Annotated in this window: 17 protein-coding genes, 1 pseudogene and 1 riboswitch; of the genes and pseudogenes, 10 read left to right on the forward strand and 8 right to left on the reverse strand. The window is 68.6% G+C overall.

The annotated features are described in order from the left end of the window. Positions 1-6: 6 nt before the first annotated feature. On the forward strand, positions 7-621 hold the full coding sequence (locus ACFXKA_RS24225) for a TetR/AcrR family transcriptional regulator (protein ID WP_354843499.1): 615 nt from the start codon (positions 7-9) through the stop codon (positions 619-621). A gap of 149 nt (positions 622-770) precedes the next feature. Here the strand turns inward: ACFXKA_RS24225 and ACFXKA_RS24230 are convergent, their stop codons facing one another. Beyond that, positions 771-1,337: a TetR/AcrR family transcriptional regulator gene (locus ACFXKA_RS24230; RefSeq protein WP_354843502.1), complete on the reverse strand. Its 567-nt coding sequence runs from the start codon at positions 1,335-1,337 to the stop codon at positions 771-773. Positions 1,338-1,471: 134 nt separating this feature from the next. Here ACFXKA_RS24230 and ACFXKA_RS24235 point away from each other — a divergent pair, with 134 nt between their 5' ends. Continuing rightward, positions 1,472-1,903: a DUF6463 family protein gene (locus ACFXKA_RS24235; protein ID WP_379429014.1), complete on the forward strand. Its 432-nt coding sequence runs from the start codon at positions 1,472-1,474 to the stop codon at positions 1,901-1,903. A 14-nt stretch (positions 1,904-1,917) separates the two neighbouring features. On the opposite strand, the gene ACFXKA_RS24240 is transcribed toward ACFXKA_RS24235, so the two are convergent. Together ACFXKA_RS24240 and ACFXKA_RS24245 are read right to left on the reverse strand one after the other, a co-directional pair. Next, positions 1,918-2,295 (reverse strand): DoxX family protein, encoded by a 378-nt coding sequence (locus ACFXKA_RS24240; protein WP_379429015.1) that lies wholly within the window; start codon positions 2,293-2,295, stop codon positions 1,918-1,920. 126 nt (positions 2,296-2,421) lie between these two features. Beyond that, on the reverse strand, positions 2,422-3,591 hold the full coding sequence (locus tag ACFXKA_RS24245) for a GTP-binding protein (protein WP_379429016.1): 1,170 nt from the start codon (positions 3,589-3,591) through the stop codon (positions 2,422-2,424). A gap of 71 nt (positions 3,592-3,662) precedes the next feature. Between ACFXKA_RS24245 and thiD the strand changes: the two genes are divergently transcribed. From thiD to ACFXKA_RS24265, 4 genes are all read left to right on the forward strand, one after another. Further along, positions 3,663-4,514: a bifunctional hydroxymethylpyrimidine kinase/phosphomethylpyrimidine kinase gene (gene thiD, locus ACFXKA_RS24250; RefSeq protein WP_354843653.1), complete on the forward strand. Its 852-nt coding sequence runs from the start codon at positions 3,663-3,665 to the stop codon at positions 4,512-4,514. Positions 4,515-4,651: 137 nt separating this feature from the next. Then, entirely contained in the window at positions 4,652-5,896 is a 1,245-nt protein-coding gene (locus tag ACFXKA_RS24255; protein WP_379429017.1) for a glycosyltransferase, read from the forward strand. 157 nt (positions 5,897-6,053) lie between these two features. Beyond that, positions 6,054-8,141 carry a glycosyltransferase family 39 protein gene (locus tag ACFXKA_RS24260; RefSeq protein ID WP_379429018.1) on the forward strand — a complete coding sequence of 696 codons (2,088 nt, stop codon included), beginning with the start codon at positions 6,054-6,056 and terminating at the stop codon, positions 8,139-8,141. A 165-nt stretch (positions 8,142-8,306) separates the two neighbouring features. Beyond that, entirely contained in the window at positions 8,307-8,459 is a 153-nt protein-coding gene (locus ACFXKA_RS24265) for a hypothetical protein (RefSeq protein ID WP_379429019.1), read from the forward strand. Positions 8,460-8,607: 148 nt separating this feature from the next. On the opposite strand, the gene ACFXKA_RS24270 is transcribed toward ACFXKA_RS24265, so the two are convergent. After that, entirely contained in the window at positions 8,608-9,744 is a 1,137-nt protein-coding gene (locus ACFXKA_RS24270; protein ID WP_379429020.1) for an epoxide hydrolase family protein, read from the reverse strand. A gap of 87 nt (positions 9,745-9,831) precedes the next feature. On the opposite strand from ACFXKA_RS24270, the gene ACFXKA_RS24275 reads away from it, so the two are divergent. Further along, on the forward strand, positions 9,832-10,482 hold the full coding sequence (locus tag ACFXKA_RS24275; RefSeq protein WP_379429021.1) for a TetR/AcrR family transcriptional regulator: 651 nt from the start codon (positions 9,832-9,834) through the stop codon (positions 10,480-10,482). 106 nt (positions 10,483-10,588) lie between these two features. After that, positions 10,589-10,993: a VOC family protein gene (locus ACFXKA_RS24280; protein WP_354843524.1), complete on the forward strand. Its 405-nt coding sequence runs from the start codon at positions 10,589-10,591 to the stop codon at positions 10,991-10,993. A 91-nt stretch (positions 10,994-11,084) separates the two neighbouring features. Here ACFXKA_RS24280 and thiC read toward each other — a convergent pair whose 3' ends face one another. Further along, on the reverse strand, positions 11,085-12,746 hold the full coding sequence (gene thiC / locus ACFXKA_RS24285; RefSeq protein ID WP_354843527.1) for a phosphomethylpyrimidine synthase ThiC: 1,662 nt from the start codon (positions 12,744-12,746) through the stop codon (positions 11,085-11,087). Then, positions 12,739-12,849, reverse strand: a riboswitch (TPP riboswitch). Its footprint overlaps the gene before it by 8 nt. Positions 12,850-12,969: 120 nt before the next feature. After that, positions 12,970-14,361, reverse strand: a complete 1,392-nt coding sequence (locus ACFXKA_RS24290) for a lipase family protein (RefSeq protein WP_379429022.1) — start codon at positions 14,359-14,361, stop codon at positions 12,970-12,972. A gap of 99 nt (positions 14,362-14,460) precedes the next feature. On the opposite strand from ACFXKA_RS24290, the gene ACFXKA_RS24295 reads away from it, so the two are divergent. Further along, complete coding sequence (locus ACFXKA_RS24295; protein ID WP_354843533.1) at positions 14,461-15,135, forward strand: TetR/AcrR family transcriptional regulator; 675 nt, start codon at positions 14,461-14,463, stop codon at positions 15,133-15,135. 10 nt (positions 15,136-15,145) lie between these two features. Here the strand turns inward: ACFXKA_RS24295 and ACFXKA_RS24300 are convergent, their stop codons facing one another. Further along, positions 15,146-16,078 (reverse strand): LysR family transcriptional regulator, encoded by a 933-nt coding sequence (locus tag ACFXKA_RS24300; protein WP_379429023.1) that lies wholly within the window; start codon positions 16,076-16,078, stop codon positions 15,146-15,148. Between the two features lie 220 nt (positions 16,079-16,298). On the opposite strand from ACFXKA_RS24300, the pseudogene ACFXKA_RS24305 reads away from it, so the two are divergent. Then, a pseudogene (locus tag ACFXKA_RS24305) lies at positions 16,299-17,540 on the forward strand (MFS transporter); the annotation flags it as partial. Between the two features lie 39 nt (positions 17,541-17,579). Here the strand turns inward: ACFXKA_RS24305 and ACFXKA_RS24310 are convergent. Then, a complete protein-coding gene (locus ACFXKA_RS24310; protein ID WP_379429024.1) occupies positions 17,580-19,946 on the reverse strand; it encodes an MMPL family transporter in 2,367 nt (788 codons plus the stop codon). Positions 19,947-20,044 lie beyond the last annotated feature (98 nt).

The raw sequence follows: 20,044 nt of genomic DNA on the forward strand, positions 1-20,044 counted from the left end.
GCAACCATGGCGACACCCCACGAACCCAAGCAGGACCGCAGCCGGGCCACCCGGCAGCGGCTGCTGGAGGCGACCATCGACTGCCTGGCACAGACGGGCTGGGCGGCCGCCACGGTCGCGGTGGTGGCCGAACGGGCCGGGGTGTCGCGCGGTGCGGCCCAGCATCACTTCCCCACCCGTGAGGATCTGATCACCGCCGCCCTGGAGTACATGTTCGACACCCGGATGGACCAGGCCAAGGCCGACGCCCTCGCGGTCGCCGACGTCGCCGAGGGCGTCGCGCGCACCGAGGCGGTGGTGGCCGGCCTGGTCGAGTCCTACACCAGCCCGCTGTTCAAGGCGGCGCTGCAGGTGTGGACCCACGCGGCCGCCGACCCGGCCCTGCGGGAACGAATCGTCCCCATGGAAGCCCGCTTCGGCCGCATCTCGCATCGGATGGCCGTCGAGGCGCTGAGCGTCGACGACTCCGACCCCGTCGCCCACCACCTGGTGCAGGCCACCCTCGACCTGGCCCGCGGCCTCGGCCTCGCCGATGTCCTCACCGACGATTCCCTGCGCCGCAAGGAAATCGTCCAACAGTGGGCCGCCACCCTCCACACGGCCCTGGCCGCCCGCCACTGACCATCCGGCGACCGCCGCCCTGACCGCCGCGCTCGCCGAACCCGTTGCCGCCGTGGCAGACTCGCTATTCGCCGGTGGCCGGCCATGTCGTCCGTCTTCAACCGAGACAGCGTCATCGACCTCGACGATGAGCATGCCCTCCGCGATGGCTAGCGGTCCGGGTCTGCGGGGCGGTCGAGGAGGATCGCGGCGGCGCGGGCGAGGACCTGGGCGCGGGTGCGGCCAGGGTGGTCGGCGGCGAGGAACTGGTTTCCGATGGCCAGGCAGAAGGCGAGCAGGCTGCGGGCCTCGATCTCGTCGGGGTCGGAGCAGAAGATGCCGATGGTCTCGCGTAGCAAGGCCATTCGGCGGTCGTCGACGCGGCGTAGCCGGGCGGCGACCGATTCATCGCGGCGGGCCCAGTCCCGGATCGCGAGGTCGATTGCCAGCAATCGGCTGGGGGACAACGTCAATTGGCCGGCGAGCGTGATCCTGTCCCGCGGGTCGTCCTCGAGCGCAATGGTTTCGAGCACCTCGTCGGTGCTCTCGCGCTCCCAGACGTCCAGCATCGCCTCCAAAAGGGTTGCGCGGTCGGGGAAGTAACCGTAGAACCCGCCCTTGGTCACACCCAGCTGCTTGGCCAGGACTTCGATGCGGACCGCTTCCACGCCGCTGTCGACGAGCGTCTGCAAGCCCTGCTCGATCCACGCCTCGCGTGGGGTGCGGGCCACGCCCATAGGGTGACTCCTCTCACGCCTCGCCTTCTATACGGCACCGTATATCAGGGCTACCCTCGCTGTTATACGCCACCGTATAACAAGCTGGCGGGGGACGAGACACGCACCCCCCGCAAGAGAAATGGGGAGTTCGGATGATCAAGTGGGCTGGTCGGCTCATCGTATTTTTCGGAGCCGCACACACTGTGGGCGCATTGACGATCGAGCGCGCCGCACGCCACGCCGGAGCGTGGTTCAGCGGGGAGCTGTGGGGCGACGACTTCGCCGCCATGAGCCCGGCGGACAGCGCCTACTGGCTCTCCCTGGACAGCTTCGGCATTCCGCTGATCGTGGTCGGCCTGACCGTGCTCTGGCTGGACAACCGGCACATCACCCCACCGCCCTTCATTCCCTGGATTCTGGGGATCTGGACCGTGATCGGCGCCATCGTCCTCGCGCCCACCCCCTGGCCGATCATGGCGCTCGCGACGATCCTCCTGTACATCGGAACCCGCCGCGCCGCACACCACGACAGCCCGATCAATGCTGGATCGCGCAAGGGATCGGGTAGCGCGTATTTCGGTTAGGCACTCGGTGCTGGTCAGAAGGGGTGGAGCCAGAAGCGGCCCACGGTGATGAAGAGGGCCAGGGCCAAGTAGAGGACGTTGGCGATCAGGGCTGCTCGGTCGCCGTGGCGGAGGTGGGTGATCATGGCGCCGATCATCAGGAGGATCCAGCAGATGGCGGTTACCGGGACCATGAACGGGGCGAAGTCGAGGGCTGCGGGGAGGGTGAGGCCGAGGGCGGCCAGGACTTCCAGGGCGCCGAGGGTTTCGACGAATGTGGCGGTGGCGTCGCCGGTCCAGCCGCCGCCGGGGGCGGCGGCCAGCTTCTCCTTGGGGACAACGATTTTCGTGAGGCCGCCGAAGAGGGCTACGGCTGCCAGCAGGCCGGCGCAGATCCACAGGACGATGTTCATGGTGGCGACTCCTTCTCAGCGATTCGCACACAAGACTCGAGATCGTCCCGTCTTGTGACATCACCTTCGTATGACCTGCGCCACGGGCGGTGGAGTCGATCGGGCAGTCGCCGCCGGTTCTGATGATCAGGCGTGGTTGTGGGCTGGACCCCACGAGGGGAAGGGGTCGGGATAGGTGAGCCATTCCTGCTGGCCCGCAACCAGTTCGGCGTCGGTGAGAAGGGCTGAGGTCAGCAGGTCGTGGACGTGGGGGCGGTCGAGCTCGATGCCGATGAAGACGATTTCCTGGCCGGGCCGCATGTCGAGGGCATCCCAGTGGGCGCCGGCTTCGAAAGTCAGGTTCGGGCCGGCCTGGGACCAGATGGCGGCCAGGTGGGGGCGGCTCGCCAGCCAGAAGAAGCCTTTGCTGCGGAGCAGTCTCTGGAGTTGGGCGAGGGCGGCGTCGAGGCGTTCGGGGTGGAAGGGGCGGTCGGCGGTGAAGGTGAGGCTGCTGATGCCGTATTCCTCGGTTTCGGGGGTGTGGCCGCCCGCCAATTCCTCGTCCCAGCCCTCGAATTGGGCGGCGAGATCGGGGTTGTAGCGGCCGGTGCCGAGGACTTCGGCGAGGTCGACGACGCCGTGTGCGGCGCGCAGGATCCGCGCGCCCGGGTTCAATCGGCAGATCGTGGCCTCTACGGTTCCGACGGCATTCGCGCTCACCAGGTCGGTCTTGTTGAGCACCAGCACGTTCGCGAACTCGACCTGGTCGATCAGCAGGTCGGCGATGGTGCGCGCATCCCCTTCTCCCGCTTGCAGATTCCGCTCGGCCAGGGCATGCCCCTTCACCACTTCGGCGAGGAAGGTGGAGCAGTCCACAACCGTCACCATGGTGTCCAGACGCGCGAGTTCGCCGAGCTGAAAGCCGTCCTCGAACTCCCACTCGAAGGTGGCCGCCACCGGCATCGGCTCGGAGATGCCAGTGGATTCGATGACCAGCTGGTCGAAGCGCCCCTCCCGCGCCAGTTTTCCCACCGATTCGATGAGGTCCTCGCGCAGCGTGCAGCAGATGCAGCCGTTGGTGAGCTCGACCAGTTTCTCCTCGGTGCGGTCCAGGTGCCCCTGCCCCGCGACCAGCGCCGCATCAATGTTCACCTCGCTCATGTCGTTGACGATGACCGCCACCCGGCGGCCTTCCCGGTTGGCCAGGATGTGGTTGAGCAGGGTCGTCTTACCCGCACCGAGGAATCCCGACAGCACGGTCACAGGCAGCGGTCGGTCCGGAGAGATATGGGGTTCGGGATGCCGGTCTGAGGTCATGATATTAATGATAACGGTTTTCATTTATGGTCATTTCCCGGGTCCGCTGCGTCCCAACTAGGGTCTGTGACGTGCAACTCCTACCGCTTGCCCCGAACGGCACCACCCCGGTCCGCGCCCTCACCATCGCGGGCACCGACTCCGGCGGCGGCGCGGGCATCCAGGCCGACTCGCGCACCATGGCCCTGTGCGGTGTGCACGCGTGCGTGGCGGTCGCCGCGGTGACCGTGCAGAACACCGTCGGCGTCAGCGGTTTCCACGAGATTCCGCCGCAGATCGTGGCCGACCAGGTGCGAACCGTGGTCGGCGACATCGGAATCGGCGCGGCCAAGACCGGCATGCTGGCCTCCACCGCCATCATCGAGGCCGTGGCGGCGGTCTGCCGCGAGGTCGGCATCGGACGCCAGGGCAGTATCCCCTTGGTGGTCGATCCGGTCGCCGCCTCCATGCACGGTGACGCCCTGCTGCACGCCGAGGCCCTGGATGCGGTGCGCCACACCCTGATTCCGCTGGCCACCGTGGTCACCCCCAACCTCGACGAGGTCCGTCTGATCACCGGCATCGACGTGATCGACGACGCTTCCGCCCGCAAGGCCGCCGAGGCGCTCATCGCGCTGGGCCCGCAGTGGGCCATCGTCAAGGGCGGCCACCTGCGCACCTCGGAGCAGTCCACCGACCTGCTCTTCGACGGCGACACCTTCCACGAACTCCCCGCCCGGCGCCTGGTCACCGGCAACGATCACGGCGGCGGCGACACTCTGGCCGCGTCCATCTGCTGCGCGCTGGCCCACGGCTACTCGGTCCCCGATGCCGTCGCCTTCGCCAAGGAATGGACCTTCCGCTGCCTGGAAGCGTCGTACGACCTGGGTAAAGGACACGGACCGGTCTCCCCGCTGTGGCGGCTGCATCTCGGACCGAGCTAGCGCGATCACGGCGGGGCCCGCGCGATCTCGATTCGGGGTCGCGCATCGCACGAAATCGACGCCGAGGCAAGCGGCTCCCAGGAACCTCCCAGGCAGGCCGCAGACTGATGTGAGTCTGGTGATCGAGATTGGTCACCATGAACGACACCGTAACCGCCGTGCGGGCGGCGGAACCCGCAGAAGCAGTGACCGCGCCCGTTGTGGACGTGGTCGTTCCGGTCTACAACGAAGAGGTCGACCTCGGCCCCTGCGTGCGCAGACTGCACGCGTTCCTCACGCTGAACTTCCCCTTCACGGCGCGCATCACCATCGCCGACAACGCCTCCACCGACAACACCCTCGAGGTGGCCCGGCAGCTGGCCGACCAGATGGACGGCGTGCGGGTGGTGCACCTGGACCGCAAGGGCCGCGGCCGCGCGTTGCGCGAGGTCTGGCAGGCCTCCGACGCCCAGGTCGTCGCCTACATGGACGTGGACCTGTCCACCGACCTCAACGCGCTGCTACCGCTGGTCGCGCCGCTGGTGTCCGGGCACTCGGACGTCGCCATCGGCACCCGGCTGTCCTCCTCCGCTCGGGTGGTGCGCGGGCCCAAGCGCGAGATCATCTCCCGCTGCTACAACCTGATCCTGCGGGCCTCCCTGCAGGCCAAGTTCTCCGACGCGCAGTGCGGCTTCAAGGCCATGCGCGGCGATGTGGCCAAGCTGGTGCTGCCGCTCGTCGAGGACGGCGAATGGTTCTTCGACACCGAACTGCTGGTGCTGGCCGAGCGCATCGGGCTGCGCATCCACGAGGTTCCGGTGGACTGGATCGACGATCCGGACTCCCGGGTGGACATCATCGACACGGCCCGCAAGGACCTGCTCGGCGTCTGGCGGGTCGGCCGCGCGCTGACCACCGGCCGGCTCCCCATCAACGAGCTGCGTGCCGCCATCGGCCGCGAGCCGCTGGTGGAGGGCGTGCCGCTGGGCATGGTCGGGCAGCTGGTCCGCTTCGGCATCGTCGGCGTCACCTCGACCCTGGCCTACCTGCTGCTCTACGTCCTGCTGCAGGGCGTCACGGGCGCACAGGCCGCCAACTTCCTGGCCCTGCTGGTCACCGCGATCGGCAATACCGCCGCCAACCGCGCCTTCACCTTCGGGGTGCGCGGGTCCAATCAGGCGGTGTCGCACCACTTCCAGGGTCTGCTCATCTTCGGCGTCGGCCTGGCGCTGACCAGTGGTTCGCTCTACACCCTGCACCACTGGGCCCCGGATGCGGCGGTGCACCTGGAGCTGCTGGTACTGGTGATCGCCAACCTGGTCGCCACCCTGCTGCGCTTCGTCGGCCTGCGCTGGGTCTTCCGCGATGCCGGACGGCATCCCGTGCCCGAGGCGGTCCGGTGACCACGATCTTCCCTGCGCCACAGGCGGTTCCGAACGACGGTGTCCGGCTGGTGCGAGTGGGCCTCCCCGGCCGGTGCCACCCCGAACACGGCGCCCTGCCGTACTGGACCACCCCGTCCGACACCCCCACTGATCGAGCTGACCGAGGAGGCGACCGATGACCGCGACTCTGACCGAGCCCCGGCTCGCTCCACCCCCGGCCGAGCCGCCCGCGGCCCGCACCGGCCGCCGGGAGTACCTGGCGCTGGCGGCCCTGCTGATCGGCACCGCCATCGCCTACTTCTGGAACCTGTCCGCCAACGGCTGGGCCAACTCCTTCTACGCGGCTGCCGTGCAGGCGGGTTCGGTGTCGTGGAAGGCCATGTTCTTCGGCTCCTCCGACGCGGCCAACTCCATCACCGTGGACAAGACGCCACTGTCGTTGTGGCCCATGGAGATCTCGGTGCGGATCTTCGGCCTGCACAGCTGGAGCATGTTGCTGCCGCAGGCCCTGCTCGGCGTGGCCTCGGTGGCGCTGCTGTGGGCCATCGTGCGCCGCGGCTTCGGCGCGAGCGCCGGACTGCTGGCCGGCCTGGTGCTGGCGCTGACTCCCATTGCCGCCGTGATGTTCCGGTTCAACAACCCGGACGCCATGCTGGTGTTCCTCATGCTGGCCGCGGCCTGGGCCATGACCCGCGCGGTCGCCGACGGCCGCTGGCGCTGGGTGCTGCTCACCGGCGCGTTCATCGGACTCGGCTTCCTGGCCAAGCAGCTGCAGGTGCTGCTGGTGGTGCCCGCGCTGGCACTGACCTACCTGATCGCGGGCCCGCCCAAGCTGGGCAAGCGCATCGCGCAGCTGTTCGGCGCGGCCGCGGCCATGGTGGCGGGCGCGGGCTGGTGGGTGCTGCTGGCCGAGCTGTGGCCGGCCTCGGATCGCCCGTACTTCGGCGGCTCGCAGCACAATTCGATCATCGAACTCACCCTCGGCTACAACGGCCTGGGCCGTCTCGACGGCAATGAGCGTGGCAGCGTCGGCGGCTTCGGCGGCGGCGACCAGCTGCCGACCGGCGGTGGCGGCATGTGGGGCACGCCGGGCATCGGGCGGCTGTTCGAACCGGCGCAGGCCGGTCAGATCGCATGGCTCATCCCGGCCGCCCTGGTGCTGCTGGTGGCGGGAATCGCCCTGCGCGGCACGCCGACCCGCACCGATCCCCAGCGCGCCACGCTGATCCTGTTCGGCGGCTGGCTGGTGGGCACCGGGCTGGTGTTCAGCCTCATGAAGGGCATCTTCCACCCGTACTACACGGTGGCGCTGGCCCCGGCCGTGGCCGCGCTGATCGGCGCGGGCTCGGTGCTCGCCTGGCGGCACCGCGATCGGCTGTGGGTGCGTCTGGCCGCCGTTCTGGCGATGGGCCTGACCACGGCCACGGCGTGGATCATCCTGTCCCGCAGCACGTCCTTCGTGCCGTGGCTGCGCTGGGTGGTCCTGGTGGGCGGCATTGTCGCCACCGTCCTCCTGCTGATTCGCCTGCCCCGCAAGGCCGGTCTGGCCGTCGCGGCGGCCGCGGTGCTGGTCGGTCTGGCCGGTCCCACCGCCTACGCCGTGGACGGCATCGCTACCGCACACCAGGGGCCGATGCCCTCGGCCGGACCCGCGGTGCGCGGCGGCTGGGGTCCGGGCGGTCCGCGCGGCGGCGACCACGGTATGCCGAACGGCCGCACCGGCAACGGTGGACCGGGTGGCAATGCGGGACCCGGCAATGGCATGCCCGGCGGCCAGCCGGGTGGCGGTCAGCACGGCATGGGCATGAACCACGGTGACACCGTGGCCGGCGGACCCGGTGGAACCGGCGGTGGTCCGGGCGGATTCGGCGGCGGCGCGGGCAACATGATGATGGCGAGCAACCCGAGTGACAAGGTCACGGCGCTGTTGAAGGCCGACGGCTCCGAGTACACCTGGGTGGCGGCGACGGTCAGCTCCAACTCGGCGGCCGGATTCCAGCTGGCGACCCAGCTGCCGGTCATGCCGATCGGTGGCTTCAACGGCAGCGACCCCTCGCCGACACTGTCCCAGTTCCAGGAGTACGTGCAGGTAGGCCGGATCCACTACTTCATCAGCGGCAATCAGATGGGCGGCGACCGCGGCGGCAACGGTGGCAACCAGAGCCAGAGCACGCAGATCACGGCGTGGGTGAAGGAGCACTTCGACTCGCAGGAGGTGGACGGCATCACCCTCTATGACCTGACCTCGCCGAAGACCACCTGACCGGCGGGCTTGCCACCGCCACAACAGGACTGAGCGCTCGTACCCGATGGGGGACGAGCGCTCGGTTCTTTCCGTCGCACGCAAGTGGGTGTGCGACTCGGCCGCGAGTGATCTACCTCGTCGTTAGAATCGATGTGACGGTCGTCACGATCCAGGGAATCCGCCATGAGCACGCCGCATCCCCTCAGCGATGAGCATCGAGAAGCCTTCTGGCGCAGGGCCGGATGGGATCCGTACCTCCCGGATGCAGAGCGCACGGCCATAGAACGCCGCTGGGACGACGAATTCATCTCCATGGCAGAGGTTTTCGGCTTCTGATCGGCGATGCACGGTACTTCCAGACGAAGTTCAGATTGCCGCGGCTGTCGCCGACACCCAGCGAGGACTGACAGATCAGCCGCTTCACCCCGGGACCAGGCCGGCCCGTGGGATGAACCAGGCGGGCCGTCGAGCGGAATCGGGCGAATCAGCGCAGCCCGGCGAAGAATTCGCGAACATCCGTCACCAGCACGTCGGTCGCCTCGTGCGCGGCGTAGTGTCCTGCCGCATCATTGGCGCTGGTCGAGCCCGAGTTCACGTCGTAGGCGTGCCAGCTCACGATGTTCTTGTGATCGCGTTCGGCGAAGGGGCGGATGGACTGGAAATCACCGGCGAACATGGCCAGCGCGGTGGGGACGGTGGTCGGTCCGGTGGGCTGCTCGGTGGCGTGGGCGTCCTCGTAGTAGAAGCGGATGGACGATCCGGCGGTGCCGGTGAGCCAGTAGATGGCCACATTGCCGATCACGAATTCCGCGTCGAGGCTCTCGGGGAAGAGCTGCGAGTTCCAGCCCAGCAGACCCAGCGGCGAGTCCGACAACGCGAAGGCCAGGGTGTGCGGCTGCTGGCTCGACAGCGTATTGAACGCGAACTTGTTGTCGTAGAACCACTGCAGGTGCGCCAGCGCGGCCATGTCCTCCTCGGACAGGCCGGCCATCTCGGCCGGGTCGCCCGACGGGAACGAGAACAGCTGCGTCACATGGACTCCCAGCACGCGATCCGGCGCGATCCGGCCCATTTCCGGCGCGATCATCGAGCCGGCGTCATTGCCGATCGCGCCGAACCGCGTGTAGCCGAGCCGGTCCATGAGCTCCACCCAGGCGCGGGCGGTGCGGTAGCGATTCCAGCCCGTGGAGCGGGTCGGGCCGGAGAATCCGTAGCCCGGCAGCGATGGGATGACCACGTGGAAGGCCGGGGCGCCCGCATCCTCGGGTGCGGTGAGCGGCGCGATGAGATCCACGTACTCGAGGATCGATCCGGGCCAGCCGTGGGTGAGGATCACCGGGGTGGCATCCTCTCGCGCCGACCGCACGTGCAGGAAATGGATGTCCTCGCCCTCGATCTCGGTGGTGAACTGCGGGTAGGCGTTCAGCTTGGATTCCAGTGCCCGCCAGTCGAACTTCTCCAGCCAGTACTGCGCGAGCTCGCGGATGCGCCCGTTCGGGACGCCGTACGCGTCGCCCACGCCCGGCAGCTCGTTCGGCCACAGCGCCTTGCGCAGCCGCTCGGCCAGATCGTCCAGCTGGGTCTGGGGGACGTCGATGCGGAAGGGGCGGATGGCGTTCATCATTCTCTCCTAAATGGAACGGAATGTTTCGTTCTGTTCAAACCATAACGGAACGGATCATTCCGTTCAAGTGGTAGGCTCGGATTCATGTCGAAGACAGCCGAACCCGCAGCTCAGCGCGCCCTACCCGGCCGCAAGGCGCAGGCCGCGCGCAATGACGAACTCATCCTGGCCGCCGCTCGGGACGTGTTCCTGGCCGAACCCAAGGCGCCGATCTCGGCCGTCGCCGAGCGCGCGGGGGTGGGCATCAGCGCGCTGTACCGCCGCTATCCGAGCAAGGAGGAGCTGCTGCGCACCCTCTGCTACGCGGGACTGCGCCGCTACAACGCGGAAGCCGAAGCGGCCCTGGGGAATTCCGACGGCTGGGCGGCGCTGGTCGACTTCCTGCACCGCGTGGTCGACGCCGATGTGCACTCACTGACCGTGCATCTGGCCGGCACCTTCACCCCGGACGAATCGATCCTCCCGGACGTCCAGCGCTCGGCCGAACTCAATGACGAACTCCTGCGCCGGGCCCGGGAATCGGGGCGGCTGCGGCCCGGGGTCACCGTCGCCGACTTCGGCCTGATCCTCGAGGCCTGCGCGACGATTGCGCTGCCCGATCCCGAACGCACCGCCCAGCTGCGCCGCCGGGTCCTGGCCCTGCTGATCGACGGCCTCACCGCCACCGGCGACCTGCCCGGCCCGCCACCGGTTCCGGGCGAATTCGCCCAACGCTGGCAGCGCCGTGACCAGTGAACGGTAGCGTTCGCCGCGGGCGCGCCGGCATTCGTTCCCGAACCATGATGAATTCCGCGGCTCGGCTCCGACTTCCGCAAGAGCACTCGAATCGGAAGGAACTGTCATGAACTGGACACTCGAAGTGGTCATCGTCCCCGTGTCGGACGTGGACCGCGCCAAGGACTTCTACAGCACCAAGCTCGGGTTTCATGTGGACCACGACGTCCGGCCCGCGGAGGGCACGCGGATCTGTCAGCTCACGCCGCCGGGCTCGGGCTGTTCGATCGTCATCGGCGAGGGCGTGGTGCCGAAGATGGAGCCGGGATATCTCAAAGGGCTGCAGCTGGTGGTACCGGATCTGAAGCGCGCCCACGCCGAACTGGTCGAGCGCGGAGTCGAGGTCAGCGACATCCAGGTGCTGCCGGGGCCGCCGTCGGCGGGCGACCCGCTGGACAACAGCGGATTCATCTTCTTCGACGATCCGGACGGCAACAGCTGGGCCGTCCAGCAGATTTCGAGCAGGGCCTGAGGCGACGAGGCCGGGCCGGAACACGATTCGGGGCGAGCGGCTCGAAAGCCGCCCGCCCCGAATCGGATTCGCCGGGCTACCGGATGCGGTCCTAGGACACGACCGGCAGGTACACCTGGTTGCCGGTGGAGGCGAACTCGGCGGACTTCTCCGCCATGCCCGCTTCGATGGCGGCGATATCGGTGAGGCCCTGCTTCTCGGCGTAGTCGCGCACGTCCTGCGAGATGCGCATGGAGCAGAACTTCGGACCGCACATGGAGCAGAAGTGCGCGGTCTTGGCGGGCTCGGCCGGGAGGGTCTCGTCGTGGTACTCGCGGGCGGTGTCGGGGTCCAGCGAGAGGTTGAACTGGTCGGTCCAGCGGAACTCGAAGCGCGCCTTGGACAGTGCGTTGTCGCGGTCCTGGGCGCGCGGGTGCTGCTTGGCCAGGTCAGCGGAGTGGGCGGCGATCTTGTAGGTGATCACGCCGACCTTCACGTCGTCCCGGTTGGGCAGGCCCAGGTGCTCCTTGGGCGTCACGTAGCAGAGCATGGCGGTGCCCGCCTGCGCGATGATTGCCGCGCCGATGGCCGAGGTGATGTGGTCGTAAGCCGGCGCGATATCGGTGGCCAGCGGGCCGAGCGTGTAGAAGGGAGCCTCCTCGCAGAGCTCCTCCTCCAGCTTCACGTTCTCGACGATCTTGTGCATGGGCACGTGGCCCGGGCCCTCGATCATCACCTGCACGCCATGGGATTTCGCGATCTTGGTCAGCTCGCCCAGGGTGCGCAGCTCGGCGAACTGGGCCTCGTCATTGGCGTCCGCGATGGAACCCGGGCGCAGACCGTCACCCAGCGAGAAGGTGATGTCGTACTCGGCCAGGATCTCGCACAGCTCGGCGAAGTTGGTGTACAGGAACGATTCCTGGTGATGCGCCAGGCACCACGCCGCCATGATGGAACCGCCGCGCGACACGATCCCGGTGACCCGCTTGGCGGTCAGCGGCACGTAGCGCAGCAGCACGCCGGCGTGCACCGTCATGTAGTCGACGCCCTGCTCGGCCTGCTCGATCACGGTGTCGCGGTAGATCTCCCAGGTGAGCTTGGTGGGATCGCCGTTCACCTTCTCCAGCGCCTGGTAGATCGGCACGGTGCCGACCGGGACGGGGGAGTTGCGCAGAATCCACTCACGGGTCTCGTGAATGTTCTTGCCGGTGGACAGATCCATGATGGTGTCGGCGCCCCAGCGGGTGGCCCACACCATCTTCTCCACCTCCTCGGCGATGGAGGAGCTCACGGCCGAATTGCCGATGTTCGCATTGATCTTGACCGCGAACTTCTTGCCGATGATCATCGGCTCGGACTCGGGGTGGCGATGGTTGGCCGGGATCACGGCGCGACCGGCGGCCACCTCGTCGCGCACCAGCTCGGGCGCGACGCCCTCGCGCGCCGCGATATAGCGCATCTCGTTGGTGATGATGCCCTGGCGGGCCCAGGCCAGCTGGGTGGGCGGGCCGTCGACCTGCGGCTTGTCCCAGGTGTCGCGGAGCTTGGGCAGCCCCGCCTCGAGATCGATGGTGGCGGTGTCGTCGGTGTACGGACCGGAGGTGTCGTACACGTCGAAGTGCTCGCCATTGGTGAGATTGATGCGCCGCACCGGAACCCGCAGCGTCGTGCCGTCGGCCTCGACCTGTTCGTAGTGCTTGACGCTGCCCTCGATGGGACCGGTTGTCACGGTGTCGACGGGCGCGGAGTTGCTCGGGACATGACTCGATGACATGGTGAATCCTCCCTACGCCGGCATTACCCGGTCAGGTTCATACGGTCGACGGCCCACTAGCCGTCCTCTCAGCCCGCTGGTGCGAGCCCCCGTTGGCATACGTGCTTTTCCGCAGCGACCATACCGCGCTCCATGGCACACACGCTCCGAGACCGCGGAATATACGATTCGGTCTGCTCGGGGGATGGATTCGGCCGGGTGAGGTTCAGCGGGTAGGCGAGTCTCAGCGCTCCTGCGGGCCGATGGGCCAGCCCAGCGCGCCGAACGCGGCGTTCAGCTCGATCTCGGTCTGGGTGGCGAGGGCGTCGAGGCTGCCGAGCATGGTGATCACATCCTCGGTGCGGCAGCCGGACGGGTCGGCCGCGCCGGGCGCGAGGCGGGACTTGATCCAGTTGAAGGCGTCGGCCATGCCGAGGGTGGTCAGGGTCAGGTGCTCGCTGAGGTGATCGCGCTCGTAATAGACCGAAGCACCCCCGTCGCACCACCGCTGGACCATGCGGTCGTTGGTGTACCACGGCACGGCCTCGTCATAGACGCCCTGATAGACCATGGTGGGCGCGGTCGGCGGATTACTGCCCAGCACAGTCGAATCGAAGACCTCCCTGATCTCCGGCAATGCCAGGTAGTCGGCGATCGGGACGGTCAGCATGCGCTGGTAGTCGGTGAACATCAGGTTCAGCACATTGCGCACCAGGCACTGGTTCGCGGTGCGGTCCATGACCGCGCGGCCCTCCGGCGTCAGGTACTTCTCGGTGGTCTCGGCGAACCTGGGGTACGCATTGCGCAGCGAGGCGATACCCACGCCGATGAGGCCGGCGAACATCGAACCGTTGACGTGCAACAGGGATTCGACATCCGAAACCGGCGCGCCCAGGGCGATGCCCTTGATGTTCAGCTCCGGCGCATAGCCCGCCTGCATCTCCGCCGCCCAGCCGCTGCCCATGCCGCCGCCGGAGTAACCCCACAGGGCCACCGGCGTATTCGCGCCGTCCAGGCCCAGCGGCTGGAAGCTCTCGGCGGCACGCACGCTGTCGAGAACCAGATATCCGGGTTCCTCAGCGACCGCGAGATGCCCGTTCAGGCCTTCGTAGTCGGGCACATTGATGGCGTACCCCTGGCTGATGGAGGCCGCGAGCTCCAGGTACTCGACGGTGGAGTGCACGCCCTCCAGTGCGGGTAGCCCGCCGCCCTGCTGCAGCACGTAGGACGGCGCGCACGCGGGCGAGGTGCTGTCGTAGAAGAACTGATGCGAGACCAGCGGCCGACTGTGAGAAGTGTTGGCCCCCTCCGGAATCGCCACCGTGGTGGCCGCGACCGTCGGCTGCCCGGACAGGTCGGTGGTGCGGTACAGCAGTTGCCACGATCGCGCGTGCACCGGCAGCGCGGTGAGCACCGCCAGTTGCACCTCGCGGCTGCGCAGGATCGTGCCCGGATCGGTGGATTCGAACCCGTCGGGCGCTTGGTAGAACGGGTCGATGGTCACCGGGAGTGGTTGCGCGGCAACCGTTCCCGCGGTGGCGCCCCCCAGTAGTACGGCGGAGGCTGTCGTCAGTGCCGTCGTGAGCGCGGCCGCGAGCAGCCGCCTCCCACGCCCGCGATCCCCAGTTGTTGCCACGTCTTGGTTCCCTTCCGCATCGACGTGACAGCGATTACAGCACGGCATCCGATTACCAACAAGATGTCTTTCTGAAACGAGCTTGGCTATCGTCTAGGCATGTCCCGCAGCAAATCTGCCGCGCCGACCGACCGGACCCCCGTGCGGCGTCGCATCCGCGGCCTCGACGCCGACGAGCGCAGCGCCCAGCGCCGCCGTCAGCTGCTCGCCGCCGCCACCGAACTCTTTGCCCGGCAGAGCTATTCGGGCACCTCCATCGAACAGATCTGTCAGCACGCCTACGTCGGCACCAAGGGCTTCTACGACCACTTCGACAGCAAGGAAGCCTGCTACACCGCCCTGCTGGAACAGATCACCAAGGGCATCCAGCAACGGGTGGCCGAGGTGGCCGTGGAAACCGCCGACGCGGACTGGGCCACCCGCCGTGCCACCGTCCTGGCCGCCTTCGTCCACGCCATCGCCGACGACCCCCGCCTGGCCAAGGTCACCTTCGGCGAAGCCGGCGGCATCTCGCCCACCGTCGAAGCCATGCGCCGCTCCAACCGCCGCTGGTCCGCCGAATTCCTGAAACACCAATGGCTGCAGGCCGATCCGCGCGACGACCCGCACCTGTTGGCCCTCGCCCTCGCCACCATCGGCGGCATGTTCGAACTCGTCGCCGACTGGCTGCACCACCACGACGGCGGCGGCGCGCCGGATTCCGTGGACACCCTCGTCGCCGATCTGAACCACTTCGTGGCGGTGGTCGACACGGGCCGGGCCGCGGCTCGCTGAGTGGGGGCGCTCAGCCGCGCGGGCGGCCGGCCAGCATGACCTCGCGCAGGGTATCGCGGAGCCAGACATGGGCGGGATCGGCGTCGTTGCGGGGATGCCAGGCCAAAGCGTATGGCAGCGGCGGGGTTTCGATGGGGAGGTCGAACACGGTGAGACCGAGTTGCTCGGCCATGGGGGCGGCGCAGGCGGGGAGGTTACCGAGCAGATCGCTGTTGCGGAGGAAGAACAGCGAGCCGGTGATGCCGGCGACCGAGGCGGTCACCTCCCGGCGCAGGCCCTGGCGGGCGAGGGCGTCGTCGATCGGACCGGAGCGCCGGCCGCGCCGGGAAGCGACCAGATGGCGGGCGCGCACGTAGTCCTCGAGCCGGATCGTGGTGCCGTGCACCAGCGGATGCCCGCGCCGGGCCACGCCGACCATGCGGTCCTCGAACACCGGCGCGACCTGGATTTCGGGAGCCCGGTCGCCGACGATGCCCATCTCGAGATCGGCCACGCCGTCGCGCAGCATGGGCGCGTCGGTGTGGCCCTCATTGAGGAAGCGCAGCGTGATGCCGGGGGCCTCGGCGGCGGCGCGTTCGACCAGGGCCGGGCCGAATACGGCGGCCATGGCGTAGTGGGCCAGCACGGTGAGATCGCGGTTGACGGTGCGAAGGTCGGTGCTGTGAGCGGCCGAGAAGAGGCGCTGCACCCGCTCGACCAGCTCGCGCACCTCGGGCTCGATGGCCAGCGCGTGCGGGGTCGGAACCATGGCCCGGCCCGCGCGCACCAGGATCGGATCCCCGATGGTCTGCCGGATGCGCCCCAGTGCGCGGCTGACCGCGGGCTCGGAGAGCCGGAGGCGTTCGGCCGCCCCGGTCACGCTGTGCTCGGTGAGCAGGGCGTCCAAGGCGACGAGCAGATTCAGGTCCAGGTCGCGAAGGCCGGTGCTTTGCGTCTGGCGCATGTATTCCATGATAAAGATGCATTTGAGTAATCTGCTCGCCCGCCCTACCGTTGAATTCGTTGCGGTGAACGCGGGCGAAAACTCTGAATGTCTTCGCCGATGACCTTGCACCGCAACATATTTCCGGCCAGGGCCCGGCTCGGAAGGCGTACCGGCACCGCTTCGCAACGTCGTCGAGGTGGCGCCGCTTCCACTTATCCCGATTTCCAGGAGTTCTCGCATGTCCACCGTCGTGTCCGCCGTTCCGGTCGCCGACTCCCGAACCGCCGGACCGCCGCGCGCGGTCCTGCTCGCCCTGTGCGCCTGCGTCATGGTGGCGCAGAGCATGGTGGCCGCCATCAATCTCTCGATTCCCCTGCTCGCCGCGTCGCCGCTGCATCCGAGTTCGTCGCAGCTGCTGTGGGCGGTCGACGCCTATGTGATCGTCTTTGCCGCCCTGCTCATCCCGGCCGGCGCGCTCGGCGACCGGTACGGGCGCAAGGGCGCGCTGCTGGCCGGGCTCGGACTGTTCGCGGCGGGTGCGCTCACCAGCGCGCTGGCTCCGCACGCGGCCGTGCTGATCGCGGGCCGGGCGGTGCCGGGTGCGGGTGCGGCGCTCATCATGCCCGCCACCCTGTCCGTTGTGGTGCAGCTGTGCCCGGACGCCCGCACCCGCGCGAGTGCGCTGGCCGCGTGGACCCTGTCGCTGGGTCTGGGTGGCGCACTGGGCAATATCGGCGGTGGCTTGCTGCAGCAGTATCTGCCGTGGCAGGCCCTGTTCTGGGTGATGGTCCCCGCCGGTCTGGTCTTGCTGGCGGTGGCGGCGGTGGTGACGCCGGAAACCCCACGGCGCGAGGCGGATCAGGATCCACTCGGGGCGGTGCTGCTCATGGCCGGATCGACCGCGGTGCTGTACGGCATCATCGAGGGCCCGTCACACGGCTGGGCCGCGGCGGAAGTGCTGGCCGGATTCGGGCTCGGCGCGGCGCTGCTCGCGGTGCTGGTCCGGCATTCGCTGCGTTCGCCGCATCCGCTCATCGATCCGCGGGTGTTCCGGTCCCGGCGGTTGAGTGTGGCCGTCCTGGGCACGGGCACAACGTTTTTCGGATTGTTCGCGTTGTTCTTCGTGAACTCGCAGTACCTGCAGTACGTGAAGGGCTTCTCGGCGGGCGCGGCGGGACTGGCCATCGTGCCGCTCACCCTCGGCATGATCCTGGTGCCCCGCTTCGCGGTTCGGCTGGAAGCCCGGCTGGGCCCGCTGATTCCGGCCGCGGGCGGGCTGGCCGTCATCGGCGCCGGCCTGCTGGCGGTCGCGACCGCGGACGCGGGCACCCCGTATCCGCTGTACGCGGTCTATCTGGTGGTGCTGTCCGTCGGCATGGGGTTCGCCGCGCCCGTACTGACGCACGGCGTCATGGCGAACCTGCCGGTCGATCGCGCCGGAATGGGCGCCGGATTGAACTCCGCCGCACGGGAATTCGGTGCCGCCATCGGTGTCGCGATGATCGGCACCGTGATGGCCTCACACGCCGGAGACGGCGCCCACCCGATCGCCTTCGCCGACAGCATGGGCGTCGGTCTCGGCGTCATCGGCATCCTGGTGCTGTTCGCCGCCAGTGTGGTCGCCCTCGGCTACCGCCGCGGCTGACTCCTCCTCCAGCCCGATTCGCTTGTGCAGCGCCGCAAGCGGTTTCGGCGCCCACCAGTTGCCGGTCGACATCAGGCGCATGAGGGCCGGGGCCAGCAGGCCGCGAATGATGGTGGCGTCGGAGACCACGGCCAGCGCCAGGCCGATGCCGAACAACTTCATGGGTGCGACCTCGGAGGTGGCCACGGCCAGCAGCACCACCGCCATCAAACCCGCGGCGGCGGTGAAGATCCGGCCGGTGCGGGCCACCCCGAGGGCCACCGAGCGGGTATTGGCCGCCCGGCCGCGATCCGAGGCCAGCCACTCCTCGCGAATCCGGGACAGCAGGAAGACCTCGTAGTCCATCGACATGCCGAAGGCCAGGCAGAACATGAGGATCGGCATGAACAGGTCGATACTGCCGGTCGGGGTGAACCCCAGCAGACCGGACAGGTGGCCCTGCGCGAACACCCAGATCATGGCGCCGAAGGTGGCGGTCAGCGACAGCATGTTCAACAGCAGTGCCTTCACCGGGAGCACCACGCTGCCGGTGAACAGGAACAGCAGGATCAGGGTGATGACGGCGATGAGCGTGGCCGCCAAGGGGATCCGGCTGATGACCGAGTGCATGGTGTCCTCGTTCAGGGCCGCCGCGCCGCCGTACCGCACCTCGCCGGGAGCCGGGACCGCCCGCAGTGCCGCGAGCTGCTGTTTGCCCGCGGCGGAGTAGGGCGCGACCTTCGTGCCGACAGAAAGGTAGGCCCCGTTCGGGCCGGCCATCTGCGGAATACCGGCGGCCACCCGCTTGCCGGTCGGCGGAACGCCGTCGGCGGACGGCGACGCCAGGTAGACGCCCTCGCTGGACAGCACCGCCGCGACGCCGGGCACCTCCGACAGGCTCTTGGCAAACGCGCCGATTTCCGCTGCGCCGCCGTGGAATCCGGGCAGCACGATCACCGTGCTGGATGCCATGTCGGCATGGAAGTCCTGCCGCAGCGCGTCACCCACCTGACGGCTGGACGCGAAGGTGCCGATCACGCGATCGTCCGGGGTGCCGAAATGTGCCTTCAGGAACGGGGATCCGAGCGCCAGCAGCACCGCCGCCGCGATCACCGCGACCGGCAGCGCCCGCCGCATGACCGCGGTCACCAGCCGGTACCAGAAGGTGGTCTCGACCGGCTTGGGCGCGGGCTCGCCGCGACCCAGCAGGCGGCGCGCCGGTTTCCGCAGATCCCAGGCGTTCACCCGATCGCCGAGCAGCACCAGCGCGGCGGGCAGCAACAGCACCGACGCGCCCACGGCTGCGGCGACGACCGCGACACCGGCGTAGGCGAAGGACTTGAAGAACGGCTGCGGGAACACCGCCAGTGCCGCCAGGGCCAGGGCGACGGTCAAGCCGGAGAACACCACGGTGCGGCCCGCGGTCTGCACCGAACGCAGAATGGCCGCCCGGGTATCGCGGCCATTGGCCAGCTCCTCGCGATACCGGCTGACAATGAACAGGCTGTAGTCGATGGCCAGGGCCAGCCCCAGCGCGCTGGTCATGTTCAGCGCGAAGATGGAGACATCCATGACCGTGGTCAGCCCGCGCAGAATGCCCAGCGTCGCGGCGATCGCGAACAGTCCCACGCCGACCGGCAGCAGCGCCGCGACCACGCTGCCGAACACCAGCACCAGCAGCAGCGCCGATACCGGCACCGCGATGGCCTCCGCCAGCAGCAGGTCCTTCTCGACCTGGTGATTGATATCGGCGAAGGAACCGGCCATGCCGCCGACCCGGACCTGCACGCCGTCGCTGTCCCCATTGAGCTGGTTCGCCAGCTCGGCGGCCCGGTTCTGCACCTCTGTGTCGGTTCCGGTGACCGTGGCCATGATGAGCCCGCGCTGCCCGTCCTTGCTCTTCAGCGCGGCGGCCAGGTCGGGCCGGGCGGCGAGGCTGGTCCAATACGACTGCACGCCGGTCACCGTCGGGTCCTGGCTCAGCTCGTCGGTGACGCGCTGCGCCTCGCCGCGCACCTGCGGGCTGTTGACGCCCCCGTCACCGCTGACCATGACGATGAGGTTGGGATTGCCACCGGGGAAGTTCTTGGTGATGAAGTCATTGGCGCGCACGGACTCCAGCGAATCGGTCAGATAGCCGCCGCCGACCATGTGGGATTTCACGGTGGCTCCGAAGCCGCCGCACACGAGCATCAACAGGAGCGCGGCCACCAGGACCGCGCGCGGGCGTGCCATGGCGAACCGGGCAGTACTGGTCAACATTGACGCCACCCTCCGAAGTCTTCAGACGTCCGGAACGGTAACGTTCCTGACCTACCGGTCGGTAGGGTCAGTGATGATGTTCATGGTGATGCGTTTCG

The sequence above is a fragment of the Nocardia sp. NPDC059228 genome (assembly GCF_042754245.1).
Taxonomy (GTDB): domain Bacteria; phylum Actinomycetota; class Actinomycetes; order Mycobacteriales; family Mycobacteriaceae; genus Nocardia.